The organism is Psychromarinibacter sp. S121 (genome assembly GCF_049801035.1).
In the GTDB taxonomy this organism is placed as follows: Bacteria; Pseudomonadota; Alphaproteobacteria; order Rhodobacterales; family Rhodobacteraceae; genus Psychromarinibacter.
This window is the reverse complement of sequence record NZ_JBNAGE010000001.1, coordinates 607,770-629,053: the sequence shown is the minus strand read 5'-3', so window position 1 is coordinate 629,053 and position 21,284 is coordinate 607,770. Positions and strand designations below refer to the sequence as shown.

Annotated in this window: 23 protein-coding genes; 7 read left to right on the top strand and 16 right to left on the bottom strand. The window is 66.0% G+C overall.

What is annotated here, in order from left to right:
• Positions 1-303: 303 nt before the first annotated feature.
• Positions 304-687, bottom strand: a complete 384-nt coding sequence (locus ACP156_RS03090) for a VOC family protein (RefSeq protein ID WP_425049823.1) — start codon at positions 685-687, stop codon at positions 304-306.
• Between the two features lie 155 nt (positions 688-842).
• A complete protein-coding gene (locus tag ACP156_RS03085; protein WP_425049822.1) occupies positions 843-1,151 on the bottom strand; it encodes a hypothetical protein in 309 nt (102 codons plus the stop codon).
• Between the two features lie 157 nt (positions 1,152-1,308).
• Here ACP156_RS03085 and ACP156_RS03080 point away from each other — a divergent pair, with 157 nt between their 5' ends.
• Complete coding sequence (locus tag ACP156_RS03080) at positions 1,309-2,625, top strand: hypothetical protein (protein WP_425049821.1); 1,317 nt, start codon at positions 1,309-1,311, stop codon at positions 2,623-2,625.
• Complete coding sequence (locus ACP156_RS03075) at positions 2,622-3,398, top strand: hypothetical protein (RefSeq protein WP_425049820.1); 777 nt, start codon at positions 2,622-2,624, stop codon at positions 3,396-3,398. Before ACP156_RS03080 ends, ACP156_RS03075 begins: the two co-directional genes overlap by 4 nt.
• A gap of 31 nt (positions 3,399-3,429) precedes the next feature.
• Here ACP156_RS03075 and ACP156_RS03070 read toward each other — a convergent pair whose 3' ends face one another.
• The 7 genes from ACP156_RS03070 to ACP156_RS03040 form a co-directional block, all read right to left on the bottom strand.
• A complete protein-coding gene (locus ACP156_RS03070) occupies positions 3,430-4,002 on the bottom strand; it encodes an HdeD family acid-resistance protein (RefSeq protein WP_425049819.1) in 573 nt (190 codons plus the stop codon).
• 238 nt (positions 4,003-4,240) lie between these two features.
• Positions 4,241-4,705 (bottom strand): transcription antitermination factor NusB, encoded by a 465-nt coding sequence (nusB, locus tag ACP156_RS03065; protein ID WP_425049818.1) that lies wholly within the window; start codon positions 4,703-4,705, stop codon positions 4,241-4,243.
• The gene (locus tag ACP156_RS03060) at positions 4,702-5,253 is read right to left on the bottom strand and encodes a 6,7-dimethyl-8-ribityllumazine synthase (RefSeq protein ID WP_425049816.1); all 552 of its coding nucleotides are present in this window, start codon (positions 5,251-5,253) and stop codon (positions 4,702-4,704) included. The genes nusB and ACP156_RS03060 overlap by 4 nt, the downstream gene beginning before the upstream one ends.
• 1 nt (position 5,254) lies before the next feature.
• Complete coding sequence (ribB, locus tag ACP156_RS03055; RefSeq protein WP_425049815.1) at positions 5,255-6,379, bottom strand: 3,4-dihydroxy-2-butanone-4-phosphate synthase; 1,125 nt, start codon at positions 6,377-6,379, stop codon at positions 5,255-5,257.
• A gap of 212 nt (positions 6,380-6,591) precedes the next feature.
• Positions 6,592-7,167: a hypothetical protein gene (locus ACP156_RS03050; RefSeq protein ID WP_425049814.1), complete on the bottom strand. Its 576-nt coding sequence runs from the start codon at positions 7,165-7,167 to the stop codon at positions 6,592-6,594.
• Complete coding sequence (locus tag ACP156_RS03045) at positions 7,164-7,598, bottom strand: HIT family protein (protein ID WP_425049813.1); 435 nt, start codon at positions 7,596-7,598, stop codon at positions 7,164-7,166. Before ACP156_RS03045 ends, ACP156_RS03050 begins: the two co-directional genes overlap by 4 nt.
• Positions 7,595-8,197 carry a riboflavin synthase gene (locus ACP156_RS03040; protein ID WP_425050810.1) on the bottom strand — a complete coding sequence of 201 codons (603 nt, stop codon included), beginning with the start codon at positions 8,195-8,197 and terminating at the stop codon, positions 7,595-7,597. The genes ACP156_RS03045 and ACP156_RS03040 overlap by 4 nt, the downstream gene beginning before the upstream one ends.
• Before the next feature lie 177 nt (positions 8,198-8,374).
• On the opposite strand from ACP156_RS03040, the gene ACP156_RS03035 reads away from it, so the two are divergent.
• The 3 genes from ACP156_RS03035 to ACP156_RS03025 all read left to right on the top strand — a co-directional run bounded on the left by ACP156_RS03035 (position 8,375) and on the right by ACP156_RS03025 (position 12,991).
• Positions 8,375-9,661: a capsule biosynthesis protein gene (locus ACP156_RS03035; RefSeq protein WP_425050809.1), complete on the top strand. Its 1,287-nt coding sequence runs from the start codon at positions 8,375-8,377 to the stop codon at positions 9,659-9,661.
• Positions 9,662-9,756: 95 nt separating this feature from the next.
• Complete coding sequence (locus ACP156_RS03030) at positions 9,757-10,908, top strand: polysaccharide biosynthesis/export family protein (RefSeq protein ID WP_425049812.1); 1,152 nt, start codon at positions 9,757-9,759, stop codon at positions 10,906-10,908.
• 13 nt (positions 10,909-10,921) lie between these two features.
• Positions 10,922-12,991 (top strand): capsular polysaccharide biosynthesis protein, encoded by a 2,070-nt coding sequence (locus ACP156_RS03025; RefSeq protein ID WP_425049811.1) that lies wholly within the window; start codon positions 10,922-10,924, stop codon positions 12,989-12,991.
• 102 nt (positions 12,992-13,093) lie between these two features.
• Here the strand turns inward: ACP156_RS03025 and ACP156_RS03020 are convergent, their stop codons facing one another.
• From ACP156_RS03020 to pobA, 3 genes are all read right to left on the bottom strand, one after another.
• The gene (locus tag ACP156_RS03020; protein WP_425049810.1) at positions 13,094-14,158 is read right to left on the bottom strand and encodes an AbrB family transcriptional regulator; all 1,065 of its coding nucleotides are present in this window, start codon (positions 14,156-14,158) and stop codon (positions 13,094-13,096) included.
• A 45-nt stretch (positions 14,159-14,203) separates the two neighbouring features.
• On the bottom strand, positions 14,204-15,136 hold the full coding sequence (locus ACP156_RS03015) for an SMP-30/gluconolactonase/LRE family protein (protein ID WP_425049809.1): 933 nt from the start codon (positions 15,134-15,136) through the stop codon (positions 14,204-14,206).
• A gap of 152 nt (positions 15,137-15,288) precedes the next feature.
• Positions 15,289-16,461 carry a 4-hydroxybenzoate 3-monooxygenase gene (gene pobA, locus ACP156_RS03010; RefSeq protein WP_425049808.1) on the bottom strand — a complete coding sequence of 391 codons (1,173 nt, stop codon included), beginning with the start codon at positions 16,459-16,461 and terminating at the stop codon, positions 15,289-15,291.
• 91 nt (positions 16,462-16,552) lie between these two features.
• Between pobA and ACP156_RS03005 the strand changes: the two genes are divergently transcribed.
• On the top strand, positions 16,553-17,407 hold the full coding sequence (locus ACP156_RS03005) for a helix-turn-helix domain-containing protein (RefSeq protein WP_425049807.1): 855 nt from the start codon (positions 16,553-16,555) through the stop codon (positions 17,405-17,407).
• A gap of 58 nt (positions 17,408-17,465) precedes the next feature.
• Here ACP156_RS03005 and ACP156_RS03000 read toward each other — a convergent pair whose 3' ends face one another.
• The 4 genes from ACP156_RS03000 to ACP156_RS02985 all read right to left on the bottom strand — a co-directional run bounded on the left by ACP156_RS03000 (position 17,466) and on the right by ACP156_RS02985 (position 20,469).
• Positions 17,466-18,362 (bottom strand): Hint domain-containing protein, encoded by an 897-nt coding sequence (locus ACP156_RS03000; RefSeq protein ID WP_425049806.1) that lies wholly within the window; start codon positions 18,360-18,362, stop codon positions 17,466-17,468.
• Between the two features lie 121 nt (positions 18,363-18,483).
• A complete protein-coding gene (locus tag ACP156_RS02995) occupies positions 18,484-19,182 on the bottom strand; it encodes an alpha/beta fold hydrolase (protein ID WP_425049805.1) in 699 nt (232 codons plus the stop codon).
• A 69-nt stretch (positions 19,183-19,251) separates the two neighbouring features.
• The gene (locus ACP156_RS02990; protein WP_425049804.1) at positions 19,252-20,100 is read right to left on the bottom strand and encodes a class III extradiol dioxygenase family protein; all 849 of its coding nucleotides are present in this window, start codon (positions 20,098-20,100) and stop codon (positions 19,252-19,254) included.
• A 12-nt stretch (positions 20,101-20,112) separates the two neighbouring features.
• Positions 20,113-20,469, bottom strand: coding sequence for a protocatechuate 4,5-dioxygenase subunit alpha (locus ACP156_RS02985; RefSeq protein ID WP_425049803.1), 357 nt, complete (start codon positions 20,467-20,469; stop codon positions 20,113-20,115).
• 222 nt (positions 20,470-20,691) lie between these two features.
• Between ACP156_RS02985 and ACP156_RS02980 the strand changes: the two genes are divergently transcribed.
• Entirely contained in the window at positions 20,692-21,279 is a 588-nt protein-coding gene (locus tag ACP156_RS02980) for a hypothetical protein (RefSeq protein WP_425049802.1), read from the top strand.
• Positions 21,280-21,284 lie beyond the last annotated feature (5 nt).

Sequence of the window (21,284 nt, the reverse complement as noted above, 5' to 3'; positions counted from 1 at the left end):
CGTGAACAAAACGCAAGGCTTTCGGACAAGGCACCCGTTGCGCGCCTGTTTCCTGCCGTGATCGTTAAAGGTGAAAACAGCTTGTCGCCCCGGAAAGCGAACGAGCCCCTTGCCGGGTGCCGCGTGCAGGCCTATGTCGGGGCTTGGCGGGCACTGCCCTTCCTGTGCCGAGAAATATTCCGGTGGCCTTAAGCAATTCCGAGGGAGCTGGCTCTACCAAGACCGTGGTTTTGGCACCTGGCGCCCACCTGTATATACAGGTCCTCGGGAATAGAAAACTCCACGTTTGTGGTGGTCCCGCCTCTACCCCGCATCCGTCATGCCCCGGTCCCAGGCCGCGCGGCCCGAAATCTGGACGGCATTGCCCGAGGGGTCCTTCATGTTCGCGAACCCATAGCCGTCGGCCCGGTGCACCGGCCCCACGTCGACCCCGGCCGCGATCAGACTGTTCCGCGCCGCGTCCACATCCTCGACATCGAACACCAGTTTCACCTGCACCTGCCCCTGCTTTTGCGCCTTTCCGGCGGGATGCAGCAGCAGGATGACCCCGTCACCGTCTGGCCGAAGCTCGGTCATGCGGTCGTCGGCGTCCGGGTGTGAGTGGACGAAATAGCCGAAATGCGCGGTGTAGAAGGCGACCATCCGGTCAAGGTGCTTGGTGTACAGGATCAGCCGGGTCATCGCCATGGCGCACCCTTTCACGTCAGGGAATGAGGAACGGTGCCTTTGTCATCCGGCACCGCGTCTCGCATCAAAGCGCTGCCGTTCCGGATCACGTCACGGCGGCGCAAGGCGCCCTGCACGCTTGCGGCGCAAGGGCCTTCCCCGCCGTACCGAGCGGATCAGCGGCGCTGGCGCGGGTCTTCGGTGCGTACCGGCACCAGCACGTCGGCGTGCTGCGGTGCGCGGGTGCCGCCCGAACGATCGTCCTTCTCGGCCAGCCGCATGATCGAGATGCCGAACTGCACGCCCGAGAAAACGATGCCGTGGAACATGAACAGCAAGAACACCGCCAGCACGCCCACGTCCGAGTGGGACACAAGATGCCAGAGGTTCGCCACGTTGAACCACAGCAGCCCCGCCACGAAAGCGGCGGCGATGGCAAAGCCGATCAGGGTATGACGGATGTAGAACCGAACGAGCTGGGGCATGAAACTCTCCCGTATCTGTTATGTCTAACCTGAGCTTTGTTACCGTTCCGTCAAGATACGATCGCCGCGAGGGTTCGATTTGCCGCGCCCACGCAAGCGTGACTGGTGCAAAACGCGCCGATCGCCTTTTATAACGGCTCGACAGGGAGAACCCGCAATGACCGACCCCAAGCCGCTCAGCCCGTCCGAGGCGCACGGCCTGCGATACGCGCAGGAACTCGAAGGCCACCTGAGCTGGCTCGACAGCTTCACCTCTGCCGCGCTTGCGGTGCTGGCGGTGGCGTCGGGGATCTACACCTATCTCGGCGTCTCATCGCTGTTGGATGACAGCGGCGCGTTGTCGTTCTTCGCGGCGATGTCCTATTCCGTCGCGGTCTCGGTCGGGATCTTCGTGTTCTGGTCCTACATGATGCGGCTGCTGCCCGCGGTGCGCACCGCCGCCGCCCGCACTGGCCTGTTCGTCTCCATGGGCCTTGGCTGTTGCGCCATAGTCGCGATGTCCTCGTGGCTGAACGCGGCGGCGCTGGCGGGCGCGGCGGCGGTGGAACAGCACCTCGCCAACACGGTGCAGCAATACCAGACCTCGCTGGAACGCGCGCATTCCGTCGCCATCTCGGCGCAGGCGCTGGAACGCGACGTGGCGCGGGTGCGCCAAAGCTTTCAGGACCTGTCCGAGCAGGAAGCCTCGGGCCAGCTTTCCGGCCTTGCCGGACGCGGCGCGGTGTTTCGCGTGCTGCGCCAGAAATCAGAGGAACTGGCCGCACTTGAACAGCAGATCCAGGCGCAGGGACCGCTGGTCGAGCAGGCCTTCGCCGAGGGCAACGCCATCCTCAGCCGGATGCGCGCCCTGACGGTCGAGCCCGGCCCGGTCGAGCAGCGCTCGGTCTCGTTCTCCGAGGAAGCCGTGCGCCTTGCGGGCGTGATCACGACGCTGCGCCAACTGTCCGTCGCGCCGCTGGTCGTGCGATCCGCCGACGACCTTGCCGCCTCGGTCGTGCTGCCCGAGGTCGAGGAAATCCGCGACGAGCAGTCCACCACCATCGCATCGGTGCTGAACGTCCTGTCGCAGCGGGCCGAAACGCTGAAACTGGCCGCCGAGGCGGTGCTGGCCCTGCCCGCCCCCGCAGACATCACCTATACCCCCGTCTCCACCGCCGACGCGGTGATCCTGTATGCCGGGAACTTCATTCCATCGTGGGCCGGTGCGATCTCGATCGACCTGCTGCCCGCCGTGCTGGTGTTCATCCTGATGGTGACGCAGGCCGCGATCCGGCAGGGCCGTGGCCGCGCCGGGGTGGAAGACACGCTGACGCTGGCCGAATTCCGCGCCGCCCTTGGCGCGGTGCGCGAGGTCGAGCTGGCTCTGGACCGCACCAGCCGGGCAGAACCCACGCCGAAGGCCCAGCCCGAAGAAACGCCCGCAGAGGCCCCCGACCCCAAGGTGCAACGGTTCAAGGCCGCGGGCGACGAATGAAGCGGACGGGCCGCCTGACGACAGCCCGCGCGATCCGCGCGCTGCTGGCATTCCAGATCGCCATCGGCGTGGTGCTGTTCGCGCAGGACATCGCGCGCACCCTGCCGCAGCTTGGCTACACGCCGCGCAGTCCGGGCATGGACGAACCGATCCGCCCCGGCGACCAGACCCGCCGGTTCCAGCCCGACCGCCTGCCGCTGCGCCGCCCGTCTCCGGGCACTGACATGCCGGACACCAGCGACATGCCGAACCGGCTTCAGTTCACCGAGGCGCCGGACGATCCCAGCGTGCTGGAACTGACCGGCGCGATCGAGGTCGGCGACGCCGCGCGGTTTACGGATTTCCTTGAAACCACAAGCCTTTCGCCGGAAACGATCCGACTGAACAGTCCCGGCGGCTCGGTGACCGACGCGCTGGACATGGGCCGCGCGATCCGCGAGGCGGGCTTTGACACCGAGATCGGCGAGGAAGGCATCTGCCTGTCCGCCTGCCCCTATCTGCTGGCGGCGGGTGTCGAACGGCGCGCCGCCGACAGCGCGCAGGTCGGCGTGCACCAGCACTATTTCGACGAAAGCACCGTGCTGCCCGCGTTTTTGGCCGTCGAGGACATCCAGCGCGGTCAGGGCGAGGTGCTTGGCTACCTGCTGGAAATGGGCATCGACCCGGCGCTGATGCAGCACGCATTGGTGACGCCGCCGCAAGAGATCTACATCCTGCTGCGCGAGGAACTGGAAGACTACGGGATGGTCACGCCGGTCGAAGAGACGGGCTGAACCGGCGGACCTGCCGCCGGTTCGGTCGCGATCAGACCGAGCGGGCCAGCATCAGCAGCGAGATACCCGAGCTGACGAAGTGGATGCCCAGCATCAGACCCAGCGCCCAGGCTGCGGTGCCCGGCAGGCCGAACATCAGCATGATCCCCAGCACCAGCGACAGCGCACCGGACAGCGCAAGAAAGCCCCAGCCCTTCGAGTCGCGGTTTTGCAGGCCGATCATGATCTCGAACACGCCCTGCGCGGCGAAGGTCAGACCCAGAAGCAGCGTCAGCGCGATCAGGCCGGTCAGCGGGAAGAAGGCAAGATAGACACCGACGGCAAGCGACAGGATCGCGATCAGCGCGTTCCAGATGGTCGAGCCCCACGTGCGGGTCTGGAACGCGGCCCAAAGGTTGATTGCACCCGCGATCAGCATGATCCACCCGACCATGACCTTCGCGGCGATGCTGGCGAACAGCGGAAACATGATGGCGATGATGCCGGCGATCAGCAGCACCACGCCAAGGAAGGTGAACCACCCCTTGTGCGCGCGGATCGCTTCCAGAAGTTCTTCGGGCGGTTTACCGGGCTGTTGGCCCGGATCGTTCATCGGGTCGGTCATTGCAATGCTCCCATCAAGTCGTGTCAGCGGGGCACCGAGGCCGGCGCCCCTTTATGGTTTCCGACTGTCCTTCAGATTTGTATCCAAGTCACGACGTCGCAATGCCCTGCGCCCCGGAATGCCGCCAAGTCAGGCAATCCGGGCACAGTAAAGCATTTGGGCTCGATTATCGGATAAGTGCGATTCTGGCGGCGTCATATGCACCAACGCGCCGCAGAATGGCAGGATAGTGAAAGCCCTAGAAGGCTTCCGGCTTCGCCTCGCGCGCCATGTGATCCAGCACCGCGTTGACGAAACGCGACTCTTTCCCTTCCGGGAAGAAGGCTTTGGCGACGTCGACATATTCCACGATCACCACTTTCGGCGGCGTGTCGGACTGAACCAGTTCAGCCCCCGCCGCGCGGAACAGGGCGCGCAGCGTCGGGTCGATGCGGGCGATCGGCCACTTGGCCACCAGCGCCCGGTTGGTCATCTGGTCGATCTTCGCCTGATAGTTCACCGCGTCGTCCAGAACCTTGCGGAAGTGGTCGACGTCGCCCTCGACCATCTCGTCGCCGTCCACTTCGGCGCCAAAGCGGAAATCCTCGAATTCGGACCGCACCGCCTCGACCGTCTGGCCGGAAGCTTCCATCTGGAACAGCGCCTGCACCGCGTAAAGCCGCGAGGCGGACCGCATCTGTTTCTTGTCGGGAGCCTGGGTCATGCCGTCGCCGGTCCTTCCGCGTCGCCGGCCAGCAGCGTGTCTTCGCCCAGGGGCTTGAACCCGAAGCCGCCCTTCGGCTTGCCCCAGCGCCGTTGCAGCGCCAGCAGGTGCAGCGCCGCGGCCGCCGCGCCGCCGCCCTTGTTCTGGCCCGCGGCCTCGGCCCGCACGACGGCCTGCTCGCGGTTCTCGACGGTCAGGATGCCGTTGCCGATGCAGCAGCCCTGCAGCCCCAACAGCGTCAGCCCGCGCGAACTGTCGTTGCAGACGGTGTCGTAATGCGTCGTCTCGCCCCGGATCACGCAGCCCAGCGCGACATAGGCATCGAAATTCGACAACCGGTGCGCGGTGGCGATTGCGCTGGGGATCTCCAGCGCGCCGGGAACCTCGACCAGCTCGACCTCGGCGCCCGCCTCGGCGGCGATGGCCCTGGCGCCCGCGATCTGCTCGTCGGCGATGTCCTTGTAGTAAGGCGCGACGACGATCAGCATCTTCACCGGCTCGTCGAAGGACGGCAGCGGCAGTTCATAGTGGGTTTCGGTTCCGGCCATGTCAGCTCTCCGGTATCGCGCGGGTGCCCTCGATGGACAGCCCGTAACCTTCCAGACCCACCACCTTCGGCAGCGGGGAGTTCGTAAGCAGCACCAGACGCGTCAGGCCCAGCGCCGACAGGATCTGCGCGCCCAGCCCGTACTGGCGCAGGATCTGCGGGCTTACCTGCCCGTCCGTGACCAGCTTCATCGACGGGTCGCGCAGCATCACCACCAGACCGCGCCCGACATTGGCGATCTCGCGCATTGCGTTGCGCAGTTCGTCCGCCGGGTGCGGGCCAAGGCCCAGCGCATCGTCCAGCGGGTTCAGCGCGTGCATCCGCACCAGAACCGGCTCGTCGGTGGTCAGATCGCCTTTCGACAGCACGATGTGCTCGGCGCCCTGCGTTTCGTCGGTAAAGACACGCATCAGCCACTCGCCGCCGAACTCGCTGGTGACGGGCTTCACGGCGCTTTCGTTCACAAGGTTGTCGTGGCGATGGCGATAGCCGATCAGGTCCGAGATCGTGCCGACCTTCAGCCCGTGCTTCTGCGCGAAGGCAATCAGCTCGGGCAGCCGCGCCATCGAGCCGTCCTCGTTCATGATCTCGCAGATCACGCCCGAGGGGTTCAGCCCGGCAAGGCGCGAGATGTCGACCGCGGCCTCGGTATGGCCGGCGCGGACCAGCACGCCGCCCTCGCGGGCGCGCAGCGGGAACACGTGGCCCGGCGTCGCGATGTCGGCGGCGCCCTTGGTCGGATCGATGGCGACCGACACGGTGCGCGCCCGGTCGTGCGCCGAGATGCCGGTGGTCACGCCTTCGCGCGCCTCGATCGACACGGTGAACGCGGTCTCGTGGCGCGACGAGTTCTGCGACGCCATCAGCGGCAGGCCCAGCGCGTCGATGCGTTCAGTGGGCAGGGCCAGACAGATCAGGCCGCGCCCGTGGGTGGCCATGAAGTTGATCGCTTCCGGCGTCGCCATCTGGGCGGGGATCACTAGATCGCCCTCGTTTTCGCGGTCCTCGTGGTCGACGAGAATGAACATCCGGCCGTTCCGCGCGTCGTCGATGATCTCTTCGATGGAAGAGATCGCGTCGGACCAGTCGCGCTCCACGGGGCCGGGCGACTCGTATGGCTTGTTCATCGGTGTCCTCGGTACAGTCTGCGCGCGCCAATTAGACCAAGTTTCGCGCCCCCGCCACCCCCAGCGGTCGAACGCCGCGTCGCGCGGGTGAACAGCCGCTGTGCGGCAGACGCATGGCTGGGCGCGGTAGTGGTTAACGTGCTTGTACTTATCTGGCAATCAGCAGGCTGGATGGCGCAAACCGATGGCTGTACCCGTACAGAATCTGCAATCTAGCCGACTGCAAAGAACCTCTCTGCCGGGATCACGCCCGCCAGCCGCGCCGCGCCGCACCATTCCTGTTCGACGGATGTGGCCGAGACCAGCACAACCCCGTCGCGCTTCGCCCCGCCCGCCGCCAGCAGACCCGACAACCTCTCGCGCATTGCCGACCAGCTTTCGGTGAATGCCGGCGCGGCCGCGATCTCGTCCAGCAGACCGGGGTTCGCCTGCGCCACCGCCGACGGATGCGCCGGTGCGTACACAGCCGCCAGCCGTCCCGCCGCACCGTCCAGCGCCTGCAGCCGGGCGCTGACCCTCTCGGGGACCGCAACCCGGCGCGGTCGCAGTTCCAGCGCGTTGCCCGAGAACAGGAAGGCCACCACGTCATGCCCCGAGGCCGCCCGGATCGACGCATAGGTGCGATAATCGATCCCCAGTTCCGCCGCCCGCTTCACCCGGCGGCGCACGATCTCCAGCGGCACCGTATTCGGGATCAGTTCCGCCCGCGCCTTCGTCCAGACATGCTTGCGCCAGCGGTATCCGCCTTCCATCGTCGGCCCGCCGTTGTGCCCGATCCCTGCCGTCATTCGCCTGCCTCCAGCACGTGTTTCAATTCCGCGACCACCGCCGCCGCCTCGTCCGGCGTCAGGGCCGGTAATTCGGTGAAGGTCAGCCGCTCTTCGGCGATATAGCGCCGCGAGGTCAGGTCGGTTTTCTCGTGCAGCGGCACCACATGCGCATGCGCATGGTCCACGTCGCCGCCGGTGAACGCGAACCCGACCCGCTGAACACCGTAGACCTGCTTCATCGCACGCGCCAGCCGCTGACCGAGGACCAGCATCCTGCCGGCCAGATCGCCCGGCAGATCATCGAAATAAGGGTAATGCGCCCGGGGAATGATCTGCACATGCCCGCGCCGGATCGGCATAGTGTCGAGAAACGCGACGAGCTCGTCATCTTCGTAAACGATCGCCGCCGGAACGTCCCCACAGGCGATCCCGCAAAACAGGCAGGTCACGCCCACTCGCGCAGACGCGCGACATAGCGCGCGAGCGTGTCGATCTCGAGGTTCACCGCGTCCCCCGCAGCCACCGCGCCCCAGGTCGTAACCTCTTGCGTGTGCGGAATTATATTCACACCAAAGTCGCGACCCTCGACCTCGTTCACGGTCAGCGAGGTGCCGTTCAACGCGACCGAGCCCTTGGGCGCGACGAACTTCGCCAGCGCCTCGGGCGCGCGGAAGGTAACGCGGGCGCTGTCGCCCTCCGGCGTGACCGACAGCACCTCGGCCACCCCGTCGACATGGCCCGACACGATATGCCCGCCCAGCTCGTCCCCGACCTTCAAAGCGCGTTCAAGGTTGATACGGGTGCCGGGAGCCCAGCCGGTCTGGCCGATGTTGGTCTTCGATACCGTCTCGGCGCTGATTTCGACCTGAAACCACGGCTTCGGGTTTTCACCCAGCGCGATCACCGTCAGGCAGACCCCGTCGCAGGCGATCGAGGCGCCGATGTCGATGCCGTCCACGTCGTAGCCGGTCGCGATCTTCGCCCGAAGGTCGCCGCGCTTCTCGACGTCCAGCACTTCGCCCACGTCGGTGATGATCCCGGTGAACATGACCGCCTCGCAATTCCTGATGCGGGCGACCTTGCCGCCAAGCGCAACCAAGGGCAAGAGAGGGCCTGCGACTTGCCGCGTTAACCATATGGCAGCCCAAAGAATGCCAGATTGAAGCGTCAGGACTGCATCAGCGCCGGAATTCAGCCGGCTGAACGCGACAGACTGGAGACGTCGATGATTTCCGGCGAGAACCGGACATTCCTGTTCCTTCAGGGGCCGCACGGTCCCTTCTTTCACCGTCTGGGGCGAATGCTTCGGGCGGCGGGGGCGGATGTCTGGCGTGTCGGGTTCAACGCGGGCGACCAGTTTTTCTGGCGCGACCGCGCGTCCTTCATCCCCTATCGCGACGCCCCGCAGGACTGGCCCGCCGCCTTCCGCGCCATCGTCGCCGACAAGGGCGTGACCGATATCGTGCTGTACGGCGACACCCGCCGCATCCATGCCGAGGCGGTGGACGCCGCGCAGGACCTTGGCCTGACGGTCCACGTGTTCGAGGAAGGCTACCTGCGCCCCTACTGGGTCACCTATGAGCGCGACGGATCGAACGGGAATTCGGCGCTGATGGACCTTGGCGTGCCCGAGATGCAGCAGATCCTGTCGCGCGCGGAACTCGACATTCCCGAGGCGCCCGCGCACTGGGGCGACATGCGCCAGCACGTGTTCTATGGAGCCGCCTATCACGGGCTTCTGCTGCTGGCGAACCGCGGCTACCGCAATTTCGAAGCGCACCGCGAGCTGACGGTCGCGCAGGAATTCCTGTTGTATCTCAAGCGCCTGCTTCTGATGCCGTGGCTGTGGGCCGACCGGGTTCAGGCCACGTGGCGGATCAAGTACGGCGGCTTCCCGTATCATCTGACGCTGCTGCAACTGGCGCATGACTCGAGCTTTCAGAAGCACAGCCCCTTCAACTCGATGACCGAGTTTCTGGAACTGGTGATCGAAGGTTTCGCCGCCGGCGCCCCTCCGCATCACCACATGGTCTTCAAGGCCCACCCGCTGGAAGACGGCCGCGCGCCGATCCGCCGCGACATCAAGCGGCTGGCAGCGGAACACGGGGTGTCGGACCGGGTGCACTATGTGCGCGGCGGCAAGCTGGCCGCGCTTTTGGACCACGCGCGCGGCGCGGTCACGGTAAACTCGACGGCGGCGCAGCAGGTGCTGTGGCGCGGTCTGCCGCTGCGCGTCTTCGGCAGCGCGGTCTTCGCCAAGCCCGAGTTCGTGTCGACGCAACCGCTGCCCGATTTCTTCTCGCAGCCCACCCGTCCGGACAACCGGGCGTACCGCGACTACCGCCATTTCCTGCTGGAAACCTCGCAGGTGCCCGGCGGCTTCTACTCGGCCCGCGGACGGCGGCAACTGCTGCGGCAGGTGGTCGACATGATGCTTGCGCCAGAGGATCCTTACGACGCGCTGCGCAAGGGCACAGCGGCACCTCGGCAACAGTTGCGCGTGGTCAAATAGGCTCCACACCCGTTTGCTGCTGGTTTTTCGGGCCTGTTTCCGATAGGTTACCTGAAAAACTTGAGGCAGATAAAACAGGTCGAGGAGACCGGGCAGTGAAAATCAAGGCATCGCGAGTCGCGCGAGCTGCCGCTCTTGTGGCGCTTGTGGGCTTTACCGCTAGCTGCGGGCTGCCCCGTTCGGGGCCGAACAAGCGCGAAATCTACGCCGGATCCGTCCAGAAGGAAGGCGATGCGTTCATCGTCACCGTGAACGAGCGTGTGACGCGCGCCACCGCCGTGGTGCCCGCGCTTGGCTTTTCTGACGCATTCCTGAACGCCGGCATCGTCGGCTCTGACACCATCCGCCCCGGCGACACGCTGGGCCTGACGATCTACGAGAACGTGGACGACGGCCTGCTGTCGGCGGTTGGCGTGAACTCTTCCGTGCTGGAAGAGGTGCAGGTGGATGGCGCGGGCTATATCTTCGTGCCCTACGCCGGGCGCATCATGGCCGCGGGCAATACGCCCGAGACCATCCGCCGCCTGATCACCGAGAAGCTGGCCGAGCAGACCCCCGACCCGCAGGTCATGGTCCGCCGCCTTGCCGGCAACGGGGCCACCGTCTCGCTGTCGGGGGCGATCACCGGTCAGGGCGTCTATCCCATCGAACGGCCGACGCGCACGCTGGGCGCGATGATCGCCGCCGCGGGCGGTGTCACCGTGGAACCCGAAGCGGCGAAGGTGAAGATCATCCGTGGCGGTCACACGGGCGAAATCTGGTTCGAAGACCTGTTCGAAGACCCCACCGTCGATGTCGCCCTGCGCGGCGGCGACCGTATTCTGGTCGAGGCGGACACCCGCACCTTCACCGCGCTTGGCGCGACCGGCCAGCAAAGCCAGGTCCGGTTCGAGACGCGGACCATCACCGCCATCGAGGCGATCGCACAGGTCGGCGGCCTGCGCTCGGTCTCGGCCGACCCCACCGGCGTCTTCGTGCTGCGCAACGAGCCGGAAGAGATCGCCCGGCAGGTGCTTGGCCGCGGCGACCTGATCGGCGCGCAGCGCATGGTCTACGTTCTGGACCTGACCGAACCCAACGGCCTGTTCGAGGCGCGCGATTTCGTGATCCGCGACGGCGATACCGTCTACGTGACCGAGGCGCCCTTCTCGCAGTGGTCCAAGACCATCGCGGCCTTCACCGGCACGCTCTCGGCCATCGGCAGTACGGCGAACGCGATCGACACGTTCAACACCTTCGGCGAATGATGGTGTGACACACATGGCCGGACATATGGCCGCCGGGGTGGAAACGCCCCGGCGGCTTTACGTTTACAACGGCGGTTTCCTGACGCAGCGTCGGATCCGGCGCATACTTCAGTTGTCCGGCTGGGACATCCGCGTCGGCGCGCCCGGTGACGGCGACTGGATCGGCGTCTGGGGCAAAAGCCCCACCGCCCCGCGTGGCGAGACCGTGTCGGAACGCACCGGCGCACCGGTCCTGCGGGTCGAGGACGCGTTTCTGCGGTCGCTGTATCCCGGTCGCGACGGCGAGCCGCCGATGGGCCTGCTGCTGGACCGGACGGGGCTGCATTTCGACCGCGCGCAGCCGTCGGACATCGAAACCCTGCTGGCGACGCATCCGCTGGACGACACCGCGCTTCTGGACCGCGCACGGGCCTGCAGCGCGTGGATCCGCGAGGCGCATCTGTCGAAATACAACGCCTTCGATCCCGCCGCGCCGGTGCCCACCGCGCCCTACGTCGTGGTGATCGACCAGACCCGCGGCGACGCCTCGATCGCGGGGGCGGGCGCGACCGAGGCCACGTTCCGCGAAATGCTTGTTTTCGCTCAGGAAGAACACCCCGGCGCGCAGATCGTCATCAAGTCGCACCCCGAGACCTCAGGCGGCCACCGCCCCGGCCATTTCGGGCGCGATGTCGAACGTCCGGGCATCACTTTGCTGACCGACCCGGTTAGCCCGTGGAAGCTGTTCGACGGCGCGTTGGGCGTCTACACCGTCAGTTCGGGGCTGGGGTTCGAGGCGATCTTCGCCGGGCACCGCCCCCGCGTGTTCGGCCAGCCCTTCTATGCCGGCTGGGGCCTGACGCAGGACGAATTCCCCATCGACCGCCGCCAGCGCCGCCTGACCCGCGCACAGCTATTTGCCGCTGCGATGATCCTGTACCCGACGTGGTACGATCCCTTCTCGGACAGCCTGTGCGAGTTGGAGGACGTTCTTGCCGCGCTTGAAGCGAAGGTGCAGGGGTGGCGCGACGACCGCCGGGGCTATGTCGCGTCTGGCATGCGGCTGTGGAAGCGCAAGCCGTTGCAGAAGGTGTTCGGGGCCCAGCGCCGCCTGCGGTTCGAGGACGATCCGGCCCGCGCCGTGTCGATTGCGGGCCGCGACCGCCGCCGCCTGATGGTCTGGGCCGGTCGCGAGGACACTGCCCTGCCCCGCCCCCGCCCGGCGCCCGACGGCATCGGCGATACGACCGAAGTGCTGCGCATCGAGGACGGCTTTCTGCGATCCCGCGGGCTGGGCGCGGACCTTGTGCCGCCGCTGTCGCTGGTGGCGGACGATCTTGGCATCTACTACGATCCGACGCGGCCCAGCCGTCTGGAAGACCTGATCGCCAAGGCCGCCGATTTGCCGCCCGCGCGGCTGGCGCGGGCCGAGCGGTTGGTGACGCGCATCACCCGCGCGCGGCTGTCGAAGTACAACCTGCACCGCAACGGCGTGCCCGAATTGCCGCCCGGCCACCGTATCCTTGTGCCGGGACAGGTCGAAGACGACGCTTCGATCCTGACCGGCGGCGGCGAGGTTCGGACGAACCGCGCGTTGCTGGAACGCGCCCGGGCCGAGAACCCCGGCGCGGTGATCCTGTACAAGCCGCATCCCGACGTCGAAGCCGGTCTGCGCATCGGCGCGCTGGAGCCCGACGCAACGGCCGCCGCCGATCTGGTGCTGGGGCCGTGCGATCCGATCCGGCTGCTGGAAGAATGCGACGAGGTCTGGACGATGACCTCGCTTCTGGGGTTCGAGGCGCTGTTGCGCGGCCTGCCCGTCACCTGCCTTGGGACGCCGTTCTACGCGGGCTGGGGACTGACGCGTGACCTTGGTCCCGTGCCGGCCCGCCGGCAGGCACGGCCATCCTGTGCCGCGCTCGCCCATGCCGCGCTGATCGCATATCCACGCTATTTCGATCCGGTCACGGGCGAACCCTGCCCCGCCGAGGTTGTCGCCGAACGGTTGGAGACCGGAAACCTGCCACGCCCCGGCGCGGTAAACCGTGGCGTCGCAAAGCTGCAGGGCGCGCTGGCAAGCTATGCGTGGCTGTGGCGGCGCTAGGAATTTAACCTATACGAAAGCGATGTTTTGCGGTCGGATTTGCGGTCATTGACGCTGGTTTCTTGATCGGAACATACATCCGCGCCTAAACGCAAAAACCGCCTACTCCGCAGCGCCCCGCGCCTTTTGACGCTTGCCGACCCAGCCGACAACGACCACCGCCAGCAGGATGCGGAACAGGTGGTGCGCGGTGACGATCACCGGGCTTGCCTCGAGGCTTAGCGCGATCAGCGCCATCTCTGTCATGCCGCCGGGGGCGAAGCTGATGAACAGCGGTTCGAACCCGCCGGGCACGATATTGCGAAGCGCGAAGGCCGCGGAGGCGCCGATGGCTAGAATGCCGGCGACGTTGACCACGCCCAGCGAGAAGGCCTTGATCAGCAACCCGGCACTGGCCCCGGCGAACTGCGCCCCCAGCCCGGCACCCACCACCAGCTGCGCCAGCGGCAACAGCCAGAACGGGCTGTGCAGGCTGAGCAGCCCCGTGACATGCGCGATCCCGCACAGCACCAGCGGCCCCATCAACTGACCCGCCGGCAGGCCCAGCCGCCGCCCGAGCCATAGGCCCAAAGGCGCCAGCACCGCGATCACGCAAAGGTCGATCCAGCCCGCCTTGCCGTCGGCCATGGTCTGCCCCGCCGCGCTGCCCACCGCCTCGCCGCCGATGAACAGGAACAGCAAGGGCACGCTGACGACGACCACGATGATCCGCGCGAAGTGCTGCACGGTCAGAACCCGCACGTCCGCGCCTTCGCGTTCGCCCATGGTGATCGCCTCGATCAGCCCGCCCGGAAGCGCCGCATAGGTCGCGGTGGCCCGGTCATAGCGCCCGACCCTGCGCAACACGGTGTAGCCGAAGGCGTAGGCCACCAGCACGAAGGGGATCAGCGCCAGAAACGACGGCCAGTATTGCGGGAACAGGCCCAGAAGTTCGGGCGTGAACCGCGCACCGATCATCGTGCCGATGGTGGCGATGAAGAAAAACCGCAGGTTTCGCGGGAACTTCACCACGTGGTCGCGCTGGGTCTGAAAGATCGTGTAAGCCGCGCTGAACCCCAGACTGCCCAGCATATAGGGCATCGGCAGCCCCGCGAAGGCCGCCAGAGTGCCCCCCAAAACGCCCAGCACGAGAAGCACGCCGGTATCGAAAACGTTCACCTGTTGCATGGCGCCCTTATCTGCCCGGAGGCAGAAAGATGCCAGAGTCATTTATCAGGCGTAAGCAACCCCCTGCACCTTCACGTGCAGCGCATACAGCGACTTGCTGGCCGCCATGAACAGCCGCGTGCGGTGCCGCCCGCCGAAACACAGGTTCGCGCAGCGCTCGGGCAGGTGGATATGTCCGATGGCGGTTCCGTCGGGCGCGAAGACCCGCACCCCGTCCAGCCCGTCGCCCAGCCCCCAGCCGGCCCACAGGTTGCCCTGCACATCACAGCGGAACCCGTCCGGCGTGCCGCGTTCGCCCGCTTCGACAAAAACGCGGCCGTCCCCGACCGACCGGCCGTCCGCCGCCACGTCGAACACGTGGATCTTCTTCGGAAGCCCCGACTGCACGAGGTACAGCAGGCTTTCGTCGGGCGAGAAACACAGGCCGTTCGGCTGGTCGATCCCTTCGATGACCGCCGTCATTTCCCCGGTCTTGCCGTCGATGCGATAGACGTTGGTGGGCAGTTCGGGCTCGGCCACGCCGCCTTCGTAATGGCTGAGGATGCCAAAGGTAGGGTCGGTGAACCAGACGCTGCCGTCCGACTTCACGACCACATCATTGGGCGAATTCAATCGTTTGCCATCGAAGCTGTCGGCCAGCACCGTCAGACTGCCGTCGATCTCGGTCCGCACCACAGCGCGCGCGCCGTGCTGGCACGAGATCAGCCGGCCCTGCCGGTCGCGGGTGTTGCCGTTCGCATGGCCGCCCTTGCGGAACTCGGACACGCCGCCCGTCGTCTCGTCCCAGCGCAGCAGGCGGTCATTGGGAATGTCGGACCAGACCAGCGCCCGCTGATCCCCGAACCACACCGGCCCCTCGGACCAGCGGCAGCCGGTCGCCAACCGCTCGACAGCGGCGTGCCACAACACCAGATCGGCGAAGCGGTCATCGAGAATCTCGATGGACGGGTCGGGATAGCGTTCGGCGGGTTCCCACATGCGACAGTCTCCTCCTTGCGGCACCGCCAAGGCTTAGCGCGCCACCGCGCAGGTCGCCAGTGCGGAGCTGAACCGCCCCACAAATCCCAGTCCCGCAAACGAAAACGCGGCCCCGTCTTCGGAGCCGCGTGCATTCGTAGCGCTTGGTCGTGTCAGAACGGCAGGCCGACGTAGTTCTCGGCCAGCGAACCCAGCGCCTTTTCGGAAGAGAACAGGTATTCCATATCCGTCTCCTGAAGCCGCTGGTCGTAGGTGATCGACTCGGGGAAGGTGTGCAGTAGCGTGGTCATCCACCACGAGAACCGCTGCGCCTTCCAGACCCGCGCCAGCGCCTTTGCGGAATAGCCTTCCAGCCCCGCATCGTCGCCGTTCAGGTAGTGATCCACCATCCCGTGATAGAGATAGTAGATGTCCGACGCCGCCGAGTTCAGCCCGCGCGCGCCGGTCGGCGGCACGATGTGGGCCGCGTCGCCCGCAAGGAACAGATTGCCATAGCGCATCGGCTCGGCCACGAACGACCGCAGCGGCGCGATGGATTTCTCGATCGACGGGCCAGTTTCAAGCTTGGCCGAGACCTCGTCCGGCAGACGCTGTTTCAGCTCGTCCCAGAAAGCCTCGTCCGACCAGTCCTCGACGCTGTCGGTCAGCGGGACCTGAATGTAGTAGCGGCTTAGAACCTGGCTGCGCAGCGAGCACAGGGCGAACCCCCGGTCGTTGCGGGCATATATCAGTTCCGGGCTGACCGGCTTGGTGCGGCTCAGGACGCCCAGCCAGCCAAACGGATAGACCTTTTCATGCTCGGTCAGCACGTCCTTCGGGATCGACTTGCGGCTGACCCCGTGGAAGCCGTCGGCGCCGATGACGAAGTCGCAATCGATGCGCACGATCTCGTCACCGTCGCGGTAAGTCACCCACGGCGCATCGCTTTTCAGGTCGTGCAGGGTCACGTCCTCGACGTTGTGGATGACCTTGCCATCCATCTTGTCGCGCGCCTCGTACAGGTCACGCGTCAGTTCGGTCTGGCCATAGACCACCACCGAGGAACCGCCCGAGTATTTCTTCAGGTCGACCCGGTCCAGCTTGCCGTCATGGGCGATGTAGAACCCGTCGTGGATCTCGCCTTCGCGGTCCATCCGTTCGCCGCACTGCGCCTCGCGCATCAGTTCGGCGAAGCCGTGTTCCAGAACCCCGGCGCGGATGCGGCCAAGGACGTACTCGCGGCTTTGCCGCTCCAGCACGATGGTGTCGATGCCCTTCAGGTGCAGAAGCTGGCTCAGCATCAGCCCCGAGGGCCCGCCGCCGATGATGCAGACTTGCGTTTTCATGTCGCGCTCTCCTCCAGTGATCGTCAGAAAATAAACGGCGCGCGGCCTGCACGGAATGGACCGCCCCGCGAAAAACTTGTACGCATCGGACATGACGCAGGGCGCGCAGATCCTCACCTACAACCTGTTCGGCGAATCCGCCGACCTGCCGGACGTGGTGCATTGCGAGACGATCGAGACCCGCTCGCGGCTGCACGACTGGGAGTTCGCGCCCCACCGCCACGCGCGGCTGCATCAGGCGCTGTTCGTGGAAGCCGGCGGCGGGCAGGCCTCGCTGGACGGAACGGTGTTGGACTTGCGGCCGATGTGCCTGCTGAACGTCCCGACCGGCCTGGTGCACGGGTTCCGCTTTGCGCCGGGCACGGTGGGGCTGGTCGTCACGCTGGCCGCCGAGATCCTTGACGAAAGCCTGCATCCGGCGGAAGGGCTGCGCCCGGTGCTAAGCCGCCCCGCCCTGATCGACGCCGAACCCGCCACCGTGGCGACCCTGCGCGCCATCGCCGCCGAACATCCGGGCCGCGGCTTTGCCCGGGCGCAGATCCTGCGGGCGCTGGCGGGTGGATTACTTGGACGGATCGCACGAGCGCTGACCGGCGAACAGCCAGAAGACGCGTCTGGCGGCGGCGACCTCTTGGACAGGTTCGAGGCGCTGCTGGAGTCGCATTATGCGGATCACTGGAAGGTGGCGGACTATGCCGATGCGCTGGCGGTGAGCACGACGCATCTTAGCCGCGTGGCCCGTTCCGCGACGGGGCGGCCCGCGACGGGGCTGATCGAGGAACGGCTGATCCGCGAGGCGCGGCGGAACCTTGTCTATACCAACCTGCCGGTATCGACGATCGCCTACGCGCTGGGGTTTTCGGACCCGGCCTATTTCAGCCGGGTCTTTTCGCGCGCCACCGGCCTGTCGCCGCGCGCCTTCCGGGCGCGGCTGCAGGACGGGTGACGGGAATTTCCAGAAATCCCTGTTCTGCACACTCTTCTGGAAGCGTGTGCCTCGCGGCTTAGAAGCCGACCGCGACATCCTCGGCATCAAGGCCCAGACGCGCCCGCAGATCCGCCGGCAGAAGCCGGGCCGACGCGATCCGCGGCAGCGGCATCTCGTCGATGGTCCGCTCTTCGCCGCACAGCGCCTGATACTCGGCGAAGTTGTCGAAGGCGCGGCGGCCGACGTTGTCGACATAGGTCTCGGCGGGGGTGCCATTGGCGAGGATGACCTCATGCGCCTCGGTCTCGACGTGGTAATAGGTCACCTGCTCGGGCAGGTCGGCCATCGCGTCGAAGCGGATCGTGGTGCCGTTGACCAGAGCGCCCGCGTTCACCGCCAGCCCGTCGAGCATCAGCGCGTGGTCCGCGGTCAGAACCAGATCGGTGTGCGGCAGGCCATTGCCCAGGGCACCGGCGGTCACCCGCACCGGCGCGAACTTCTCGGCCGGGGTGAACAGCTTGTGCACCGTGCGGCGACCGACCCATTTCACGGTCGTTTCGCCTTCGGTCGTCAGCACCCGGTCGCCCGGCTCCAGCGTTTCGACCGCACGTTCTCCGCCCGGCGCGGCGATCTGCGTGCCGGCGGCAAAGCAGGTCACGTCGTAGGTGTAGGGGCTGGTGGTGTCGACGGTGAAGCTGTCAAACTGCGCAACGGTCGGGTTGTTGGTGAACAGATAGTAATCGCCCATACCATCAAGATCGACGACAACGCCGACGTTTGCGATCGTGCCGACGACTTCGAAGACACCGCCGTAGGCCGTCTCGAGCGAGTCGTCACCAACCGCGGTGAAGTCGTTTTCCGTCCCATCAAGGGTGTCGGAAAAGCCGTAGCTGTCTGTAGATGGGGGATCGTCTGCGGTGAACGTCGTTCCATCAAAGGAACCATAGAATAGTGTCGTGAAGCTCTGGCTCATGGGGCTGCCCTGCCTTGTTGATTGGTTTTGCAAAAATTAATTGCGCCATTTAAATTAACGGATCAAGTTTTTAATTAACGATCTGTTCTTAAAATGGAATCTCGCGACGCGTTGCCACACATCAGCGCAGATCTTGGGCAGCCAACCAATCCGTCATCGCTTCAATGACCGCCTCGGGTTTCTCGTAGGGCAGGAAATGCCCTGCCCCCTCGACAACCACGACATCGGACGGACCGGACACCATCCCGGCGATCTCGCGGTGCTGCGGTTCGGGGCTCCAGACGTCCTCGTCCCCCACCAGCAACAGCACCGGGCAGGTCACGCCGCCCAGCGACGCGCCCGCATCCGGGCGGTTGATCAGTGCTCCGATCTGACGCGCATGCACCTCGGGTCCGCAGGCGACCGACATCTCGGTCAGGTCGCCCATCAGCGCTGCATCCGAATGCCGCGACGCGCCCACCATCGGCGGCAGCCACGCCGTGACCATCGCGCCCATGTCGGCGTTGCCCTCGGCCACCTTTGCCTCGCGCTTGGCCCGCTCGCCTTCGGCCAGCGCATTGTGCCCGGTGTCGGCCAGCACCAGCCCCGCCATCCTCTCGGGCGCCAGCCGCGCCATCTCCATCGAGACGCGGCCGCCCATCGAGTGCCCCACGGGGATCACCGGCCCCTCGGCCAGCGCCAGCACGCTTTGCGCCATCGCGGTGATCGAGTTCTGCGTCGTCACGTCGGCGATCACGAAACCGCCCCCCACCCCCTCGGCCACCTCGCGCCACACGCGGGCGTCGGACAGCAGGCCGGGAACGTAGAGCAGGGTCGTCATGGGGGTCTCCTCGGGAAAAGAAAAAGGCCCCGGCGCTGCCGCCGGGGCCCTTCCGTCACATGATACCTATCAGGCGGCGCATTCCAGCAAAAGCGTCCCCGCGGCGGTGTTCGAAATCGGGATGTGGTAGTTCCGCGTGATCTCGGTCACGTCGTCGCCCAGCGCACCGCGCATCATCATCCACATCAGGAACTCGGTCCCCTGCGCCCCGGCCTTCTCGACCAGTTCCATGCGGGTGACCTTGGTCAGCTCCTCGGGGTTCGAGACAATGTTTTCAAGGCAGTACTGGTCGAAGTCCTTGTTGATGAACCCCGCCCGCGCGCCGTCCAGCTGGTGCGACAGACCGCCGGTGCCAAGAATGACGATCTTCGCATCCTCGGGGAAGGACCGCAACGCGCGGCCCAGCGCCTTGCCGAAATCCAGCGCCCGCTTCAGCGTCGGGATCGGGTGTTGCACCGTGTTCGCGCTGATCGGCACAGCGCGCGGCATATCGGGGTTGTTCGGCGCCCCCGGCCAGAACAGTTGCATCGGCACGACGAAACCGTGATCAACCGCCAGTTCCTGACACGAGGTGATGTCGAACTCGTCCGCCACCATCGACTCGATGATGTGCCACGACAGTTCCGGCGCACCGGGGAACGGGGGCAGCGACGGCAGGCCCCAGCCCTCGTCCTCGTTGCGGTACTCGTGCGCCGCGCCGATGGCGAAGGTGGGCATCCGGTCAAGGAAGAAGCCCAGCCCGTGATCGTTGTAGATGTTGATGACGTAGTCCGGCTTGTGCTCCTTGATCCACGCGTGAACCTTCGGATAGCCGTCGAAGAACGGCTTCCAGTACGGATCGTCGTACAGTTCCTTCTGGATCGCGTTGCCCACGGCGGGGATGTGCGAGGTGGTGATGCCACCGAGAACCTGTGCCATGATAGCCCCTCCTTATGCCTGGCTCTTGAGGAATTCCTGGAACTCCTCGGTCGTTTTTCCGGTCTGCAGACCGCCCACGTCCTGCACGGACAGCTTGAAGATCCCGGCCAGCTTGGCGAGGTAGTAGATGTTGCCGCCTTCCTCGATCATCTGCAGGATATTGCGGCTGCGGATGGCGGCTTTCTGGCCCTCGTTCAGGCCGTATTTCGTCATCCAGCCCTCTTCGTCGGCCTTGAAACCTTCGCGGTTCTCGGCGCGGTTGAAGTCGTAGCACATCTTGTTCAGCGCATAGCCCTTCATGGCCTGCTTGCCGTCGAAGATCGTCGTTCCGGGGATGTCGATGTGATAGTCGTAACCAGGTTGGTCCATGGTCTCCTCCTGTAACTGGAGGGCTTATCCCATGCCGGGAAGGGTCACGCGTTTGACATGGATCAAGTGCCGGCCCCGGTGGTCGCGGAACGAATACTGCGGACGCAAAACTTATGCGAGGCGGCCCTGACGGCCGTCAACAAATTCGTGATCACGCATATCTGGTTTGCCCAGAGGCCCCACGGCCTGTACCGTCGCGCCGATTCAGGAAGGACCTCTGTCATGTTTCGGCACGCACCCACCTATCTTCAAGCCGCCGCCTGCGCCCTCGCCATGGCGTTGACCCCGCTGGGCGCCGCCGCGCAGGCGACGTCCGGACACGGGGGCGGTCACGGACACGGCCACGGCGCCGACGGCACCGGGCATGACATGGTGAACATGCCGGGGCTTCGGGGCGAAAACGCGACGCCCGAGGAAAGCGCCGAGCTTGCGGTGATGTTCCGCGCCTTCCAGACCATCACCCGCGAGGTCACCAACCTGCCCGACGGCATCCGCACCGTAACCCGGTCCTCCGATCCGGACGTGATGGATGCGCTGATCAGCCACGTCACCGGCATGATCTCCCGGGTCGAGGCTGCCGACGACCCGCAGATCTTCATTCAAAGCCCGACGCTGGACATCTTCTTCGAGCGCAGCGAGCGGATCGAGACCGAGATCGAGGTCACCGATGACGGTATCGTCGTGGTTCAGACCTCTGACGACCCGGAACTGGTGGCGGCCATGCACGTCCACGCAGCCGAGGTCACGGACATGGCCGACCGCGGCATGGAAGCAGTGCATGAAATGATGATGACCCGCGCCTCGAACTGACACCC

Bases quoted from the DNA above. Each gene is read 5' to 3' on its own strand.
- ACP156_RS03090 (WP_425049823.1), bottom strand. From the start codon at position 687: ATGGCGATGACCCGGCTGATCCTGTACACCAAGCACCTTGACCGGATG.
- ACP156_RS03085 (WP_425049822.1), bottom strand. From the start codon at position 1,151: ATGCCCCAGCTCGTTCGGTTCTACATCCGTCATACCCTGATCGGCTTT.
- ACP156_RS03080 (WP_425049821.1), top strand. From the start codon at position 1,309: ATGACCGACCCCAAGCCGCTCAGCCCGTCCGAGGCGCACGGCCTGCGA.
- ACP156_RS03075 (WP_425049820.1), top strand. From the start codon at position 2,622: ATGAAGCGGACGGGCCGCCTGACGACAGCCCGCGCGATCCGCGCGCTG.
- ACP156_RS03070 (WP_425049819.1), bottom strand. From the start codon at position 4,002: ATGACCGACCCGATGAACGATCCGGGCCAACAGCCCGGTAAACCGCCC.
- nusB (WP_425049818.1), bottom strand. From the start codon at position 4,705: ATGACCCAGGCTCCCGACAAGAAACAGATGCGGTCCGCCTCGCGGCTT.
- ACP156_RS03060 (WP_425049816.1), bottom strand. From the start codon at position 5,253: ATGGCCGGAACCGAAACCCACTATGAACTGCCGCTGCCGTCCTTCGAC.
- ribB (WP_425049815.1), bottom strand. From the start codon at position 6,379: ATGAACAAGCCATACGAGTCGCCCGGCCCCGTGGAGCGCGACTGGTCC.
- ACP156_RS03050 (WP_425049814.1), bottom strand. From the start codon at position 7,167: ATGACGGCAGGGATCGGGCACAACGGCGGGCCGACGATGGAAGGCGGA.
- ACP156_RS03040 (WP_425050810.1), bottom strand. From the start codon at position 8,197: ATGTTCACCGGGATCATCACCGACGTGGGCGAAGTGCTGGACGTCGAG.
- ACP156_RS03035 (WP_425050809.1), top strand. From the start codon at position 8,375: ATGATTTCCGGCGAGAACCGGACATTCCTGTTCCTTCAGGGGCCGCAC.
- ACP156_RS03025 (WP_425049811.1), top strand. From the start codon at position 10,922: ATGGCCGGACATATGGCCGCCGGGGTGGAAACGCCCCGGCGGCTTTAC.
- ACP156_RS03020 (WP_425049810.1), bottom strand. From the start codon at position 14,158: ATGCAACAGGTGAACGTTTTCGATACCGGCGTGCTTCTCGTGCTGGGC.
- ACP156_RS03015 (WP_425049809.1), bottom strand. From the start codon at position 15,136: ATGTGGGAACCCGCCGAACGCTATCCCGACCCGTCCATCGAGATTCTC.
- pobA (WP_425049808.1), bottom strand. From the start codon at position 16,461: ATGAAAACGCAAGTCTGCATCATCGGCGGCGGGCCCTCGGGGCTGATG.
- ACP156_RS03005 (WP_425049807.1), top strand. From the start codon at position 16,553: ATGACGCAGGGCGCGCAGATCCTCACCTACAACCTGTTCGGCGAATCC.
- ACP156_RS03000 (WP_425049806.1), bottom strand. From the start codon at position 18,362: ATGAGCCAGAGCTTCACGACACTATTCTATGGTTCCTTTGATGGAACG.
- ACP156_RS02995 (WP_425049805.1), bottom strand. From the start codon at position 19,182: ATGACGACCCTGCTCTACGTTCCCGGCCTGCTGTCCGACGCCCGCGTG.
- ACP156_RS02990 (WP_425049804.1), bottom strand. From the start codon at position 20,100: ATGGCACAGGTTCTCGGTGGCATCACCACCTCGCACATCCCCGCCGTG.
- ACP156_RS02985 (WP_425049803.1), bottom strand. From the start codon at position 20,469: ATGGACCAACCTGGTTACGACTATCACATCGACATCCCCGGAACGACG.
- ACP156_RS02980 (WP_425049802.1), top strand. From the start codon at position 20,692: ATGTTTCGGCACGCACCCACCTATCTTCAAGCCGCCGCCTGCGCCCTC.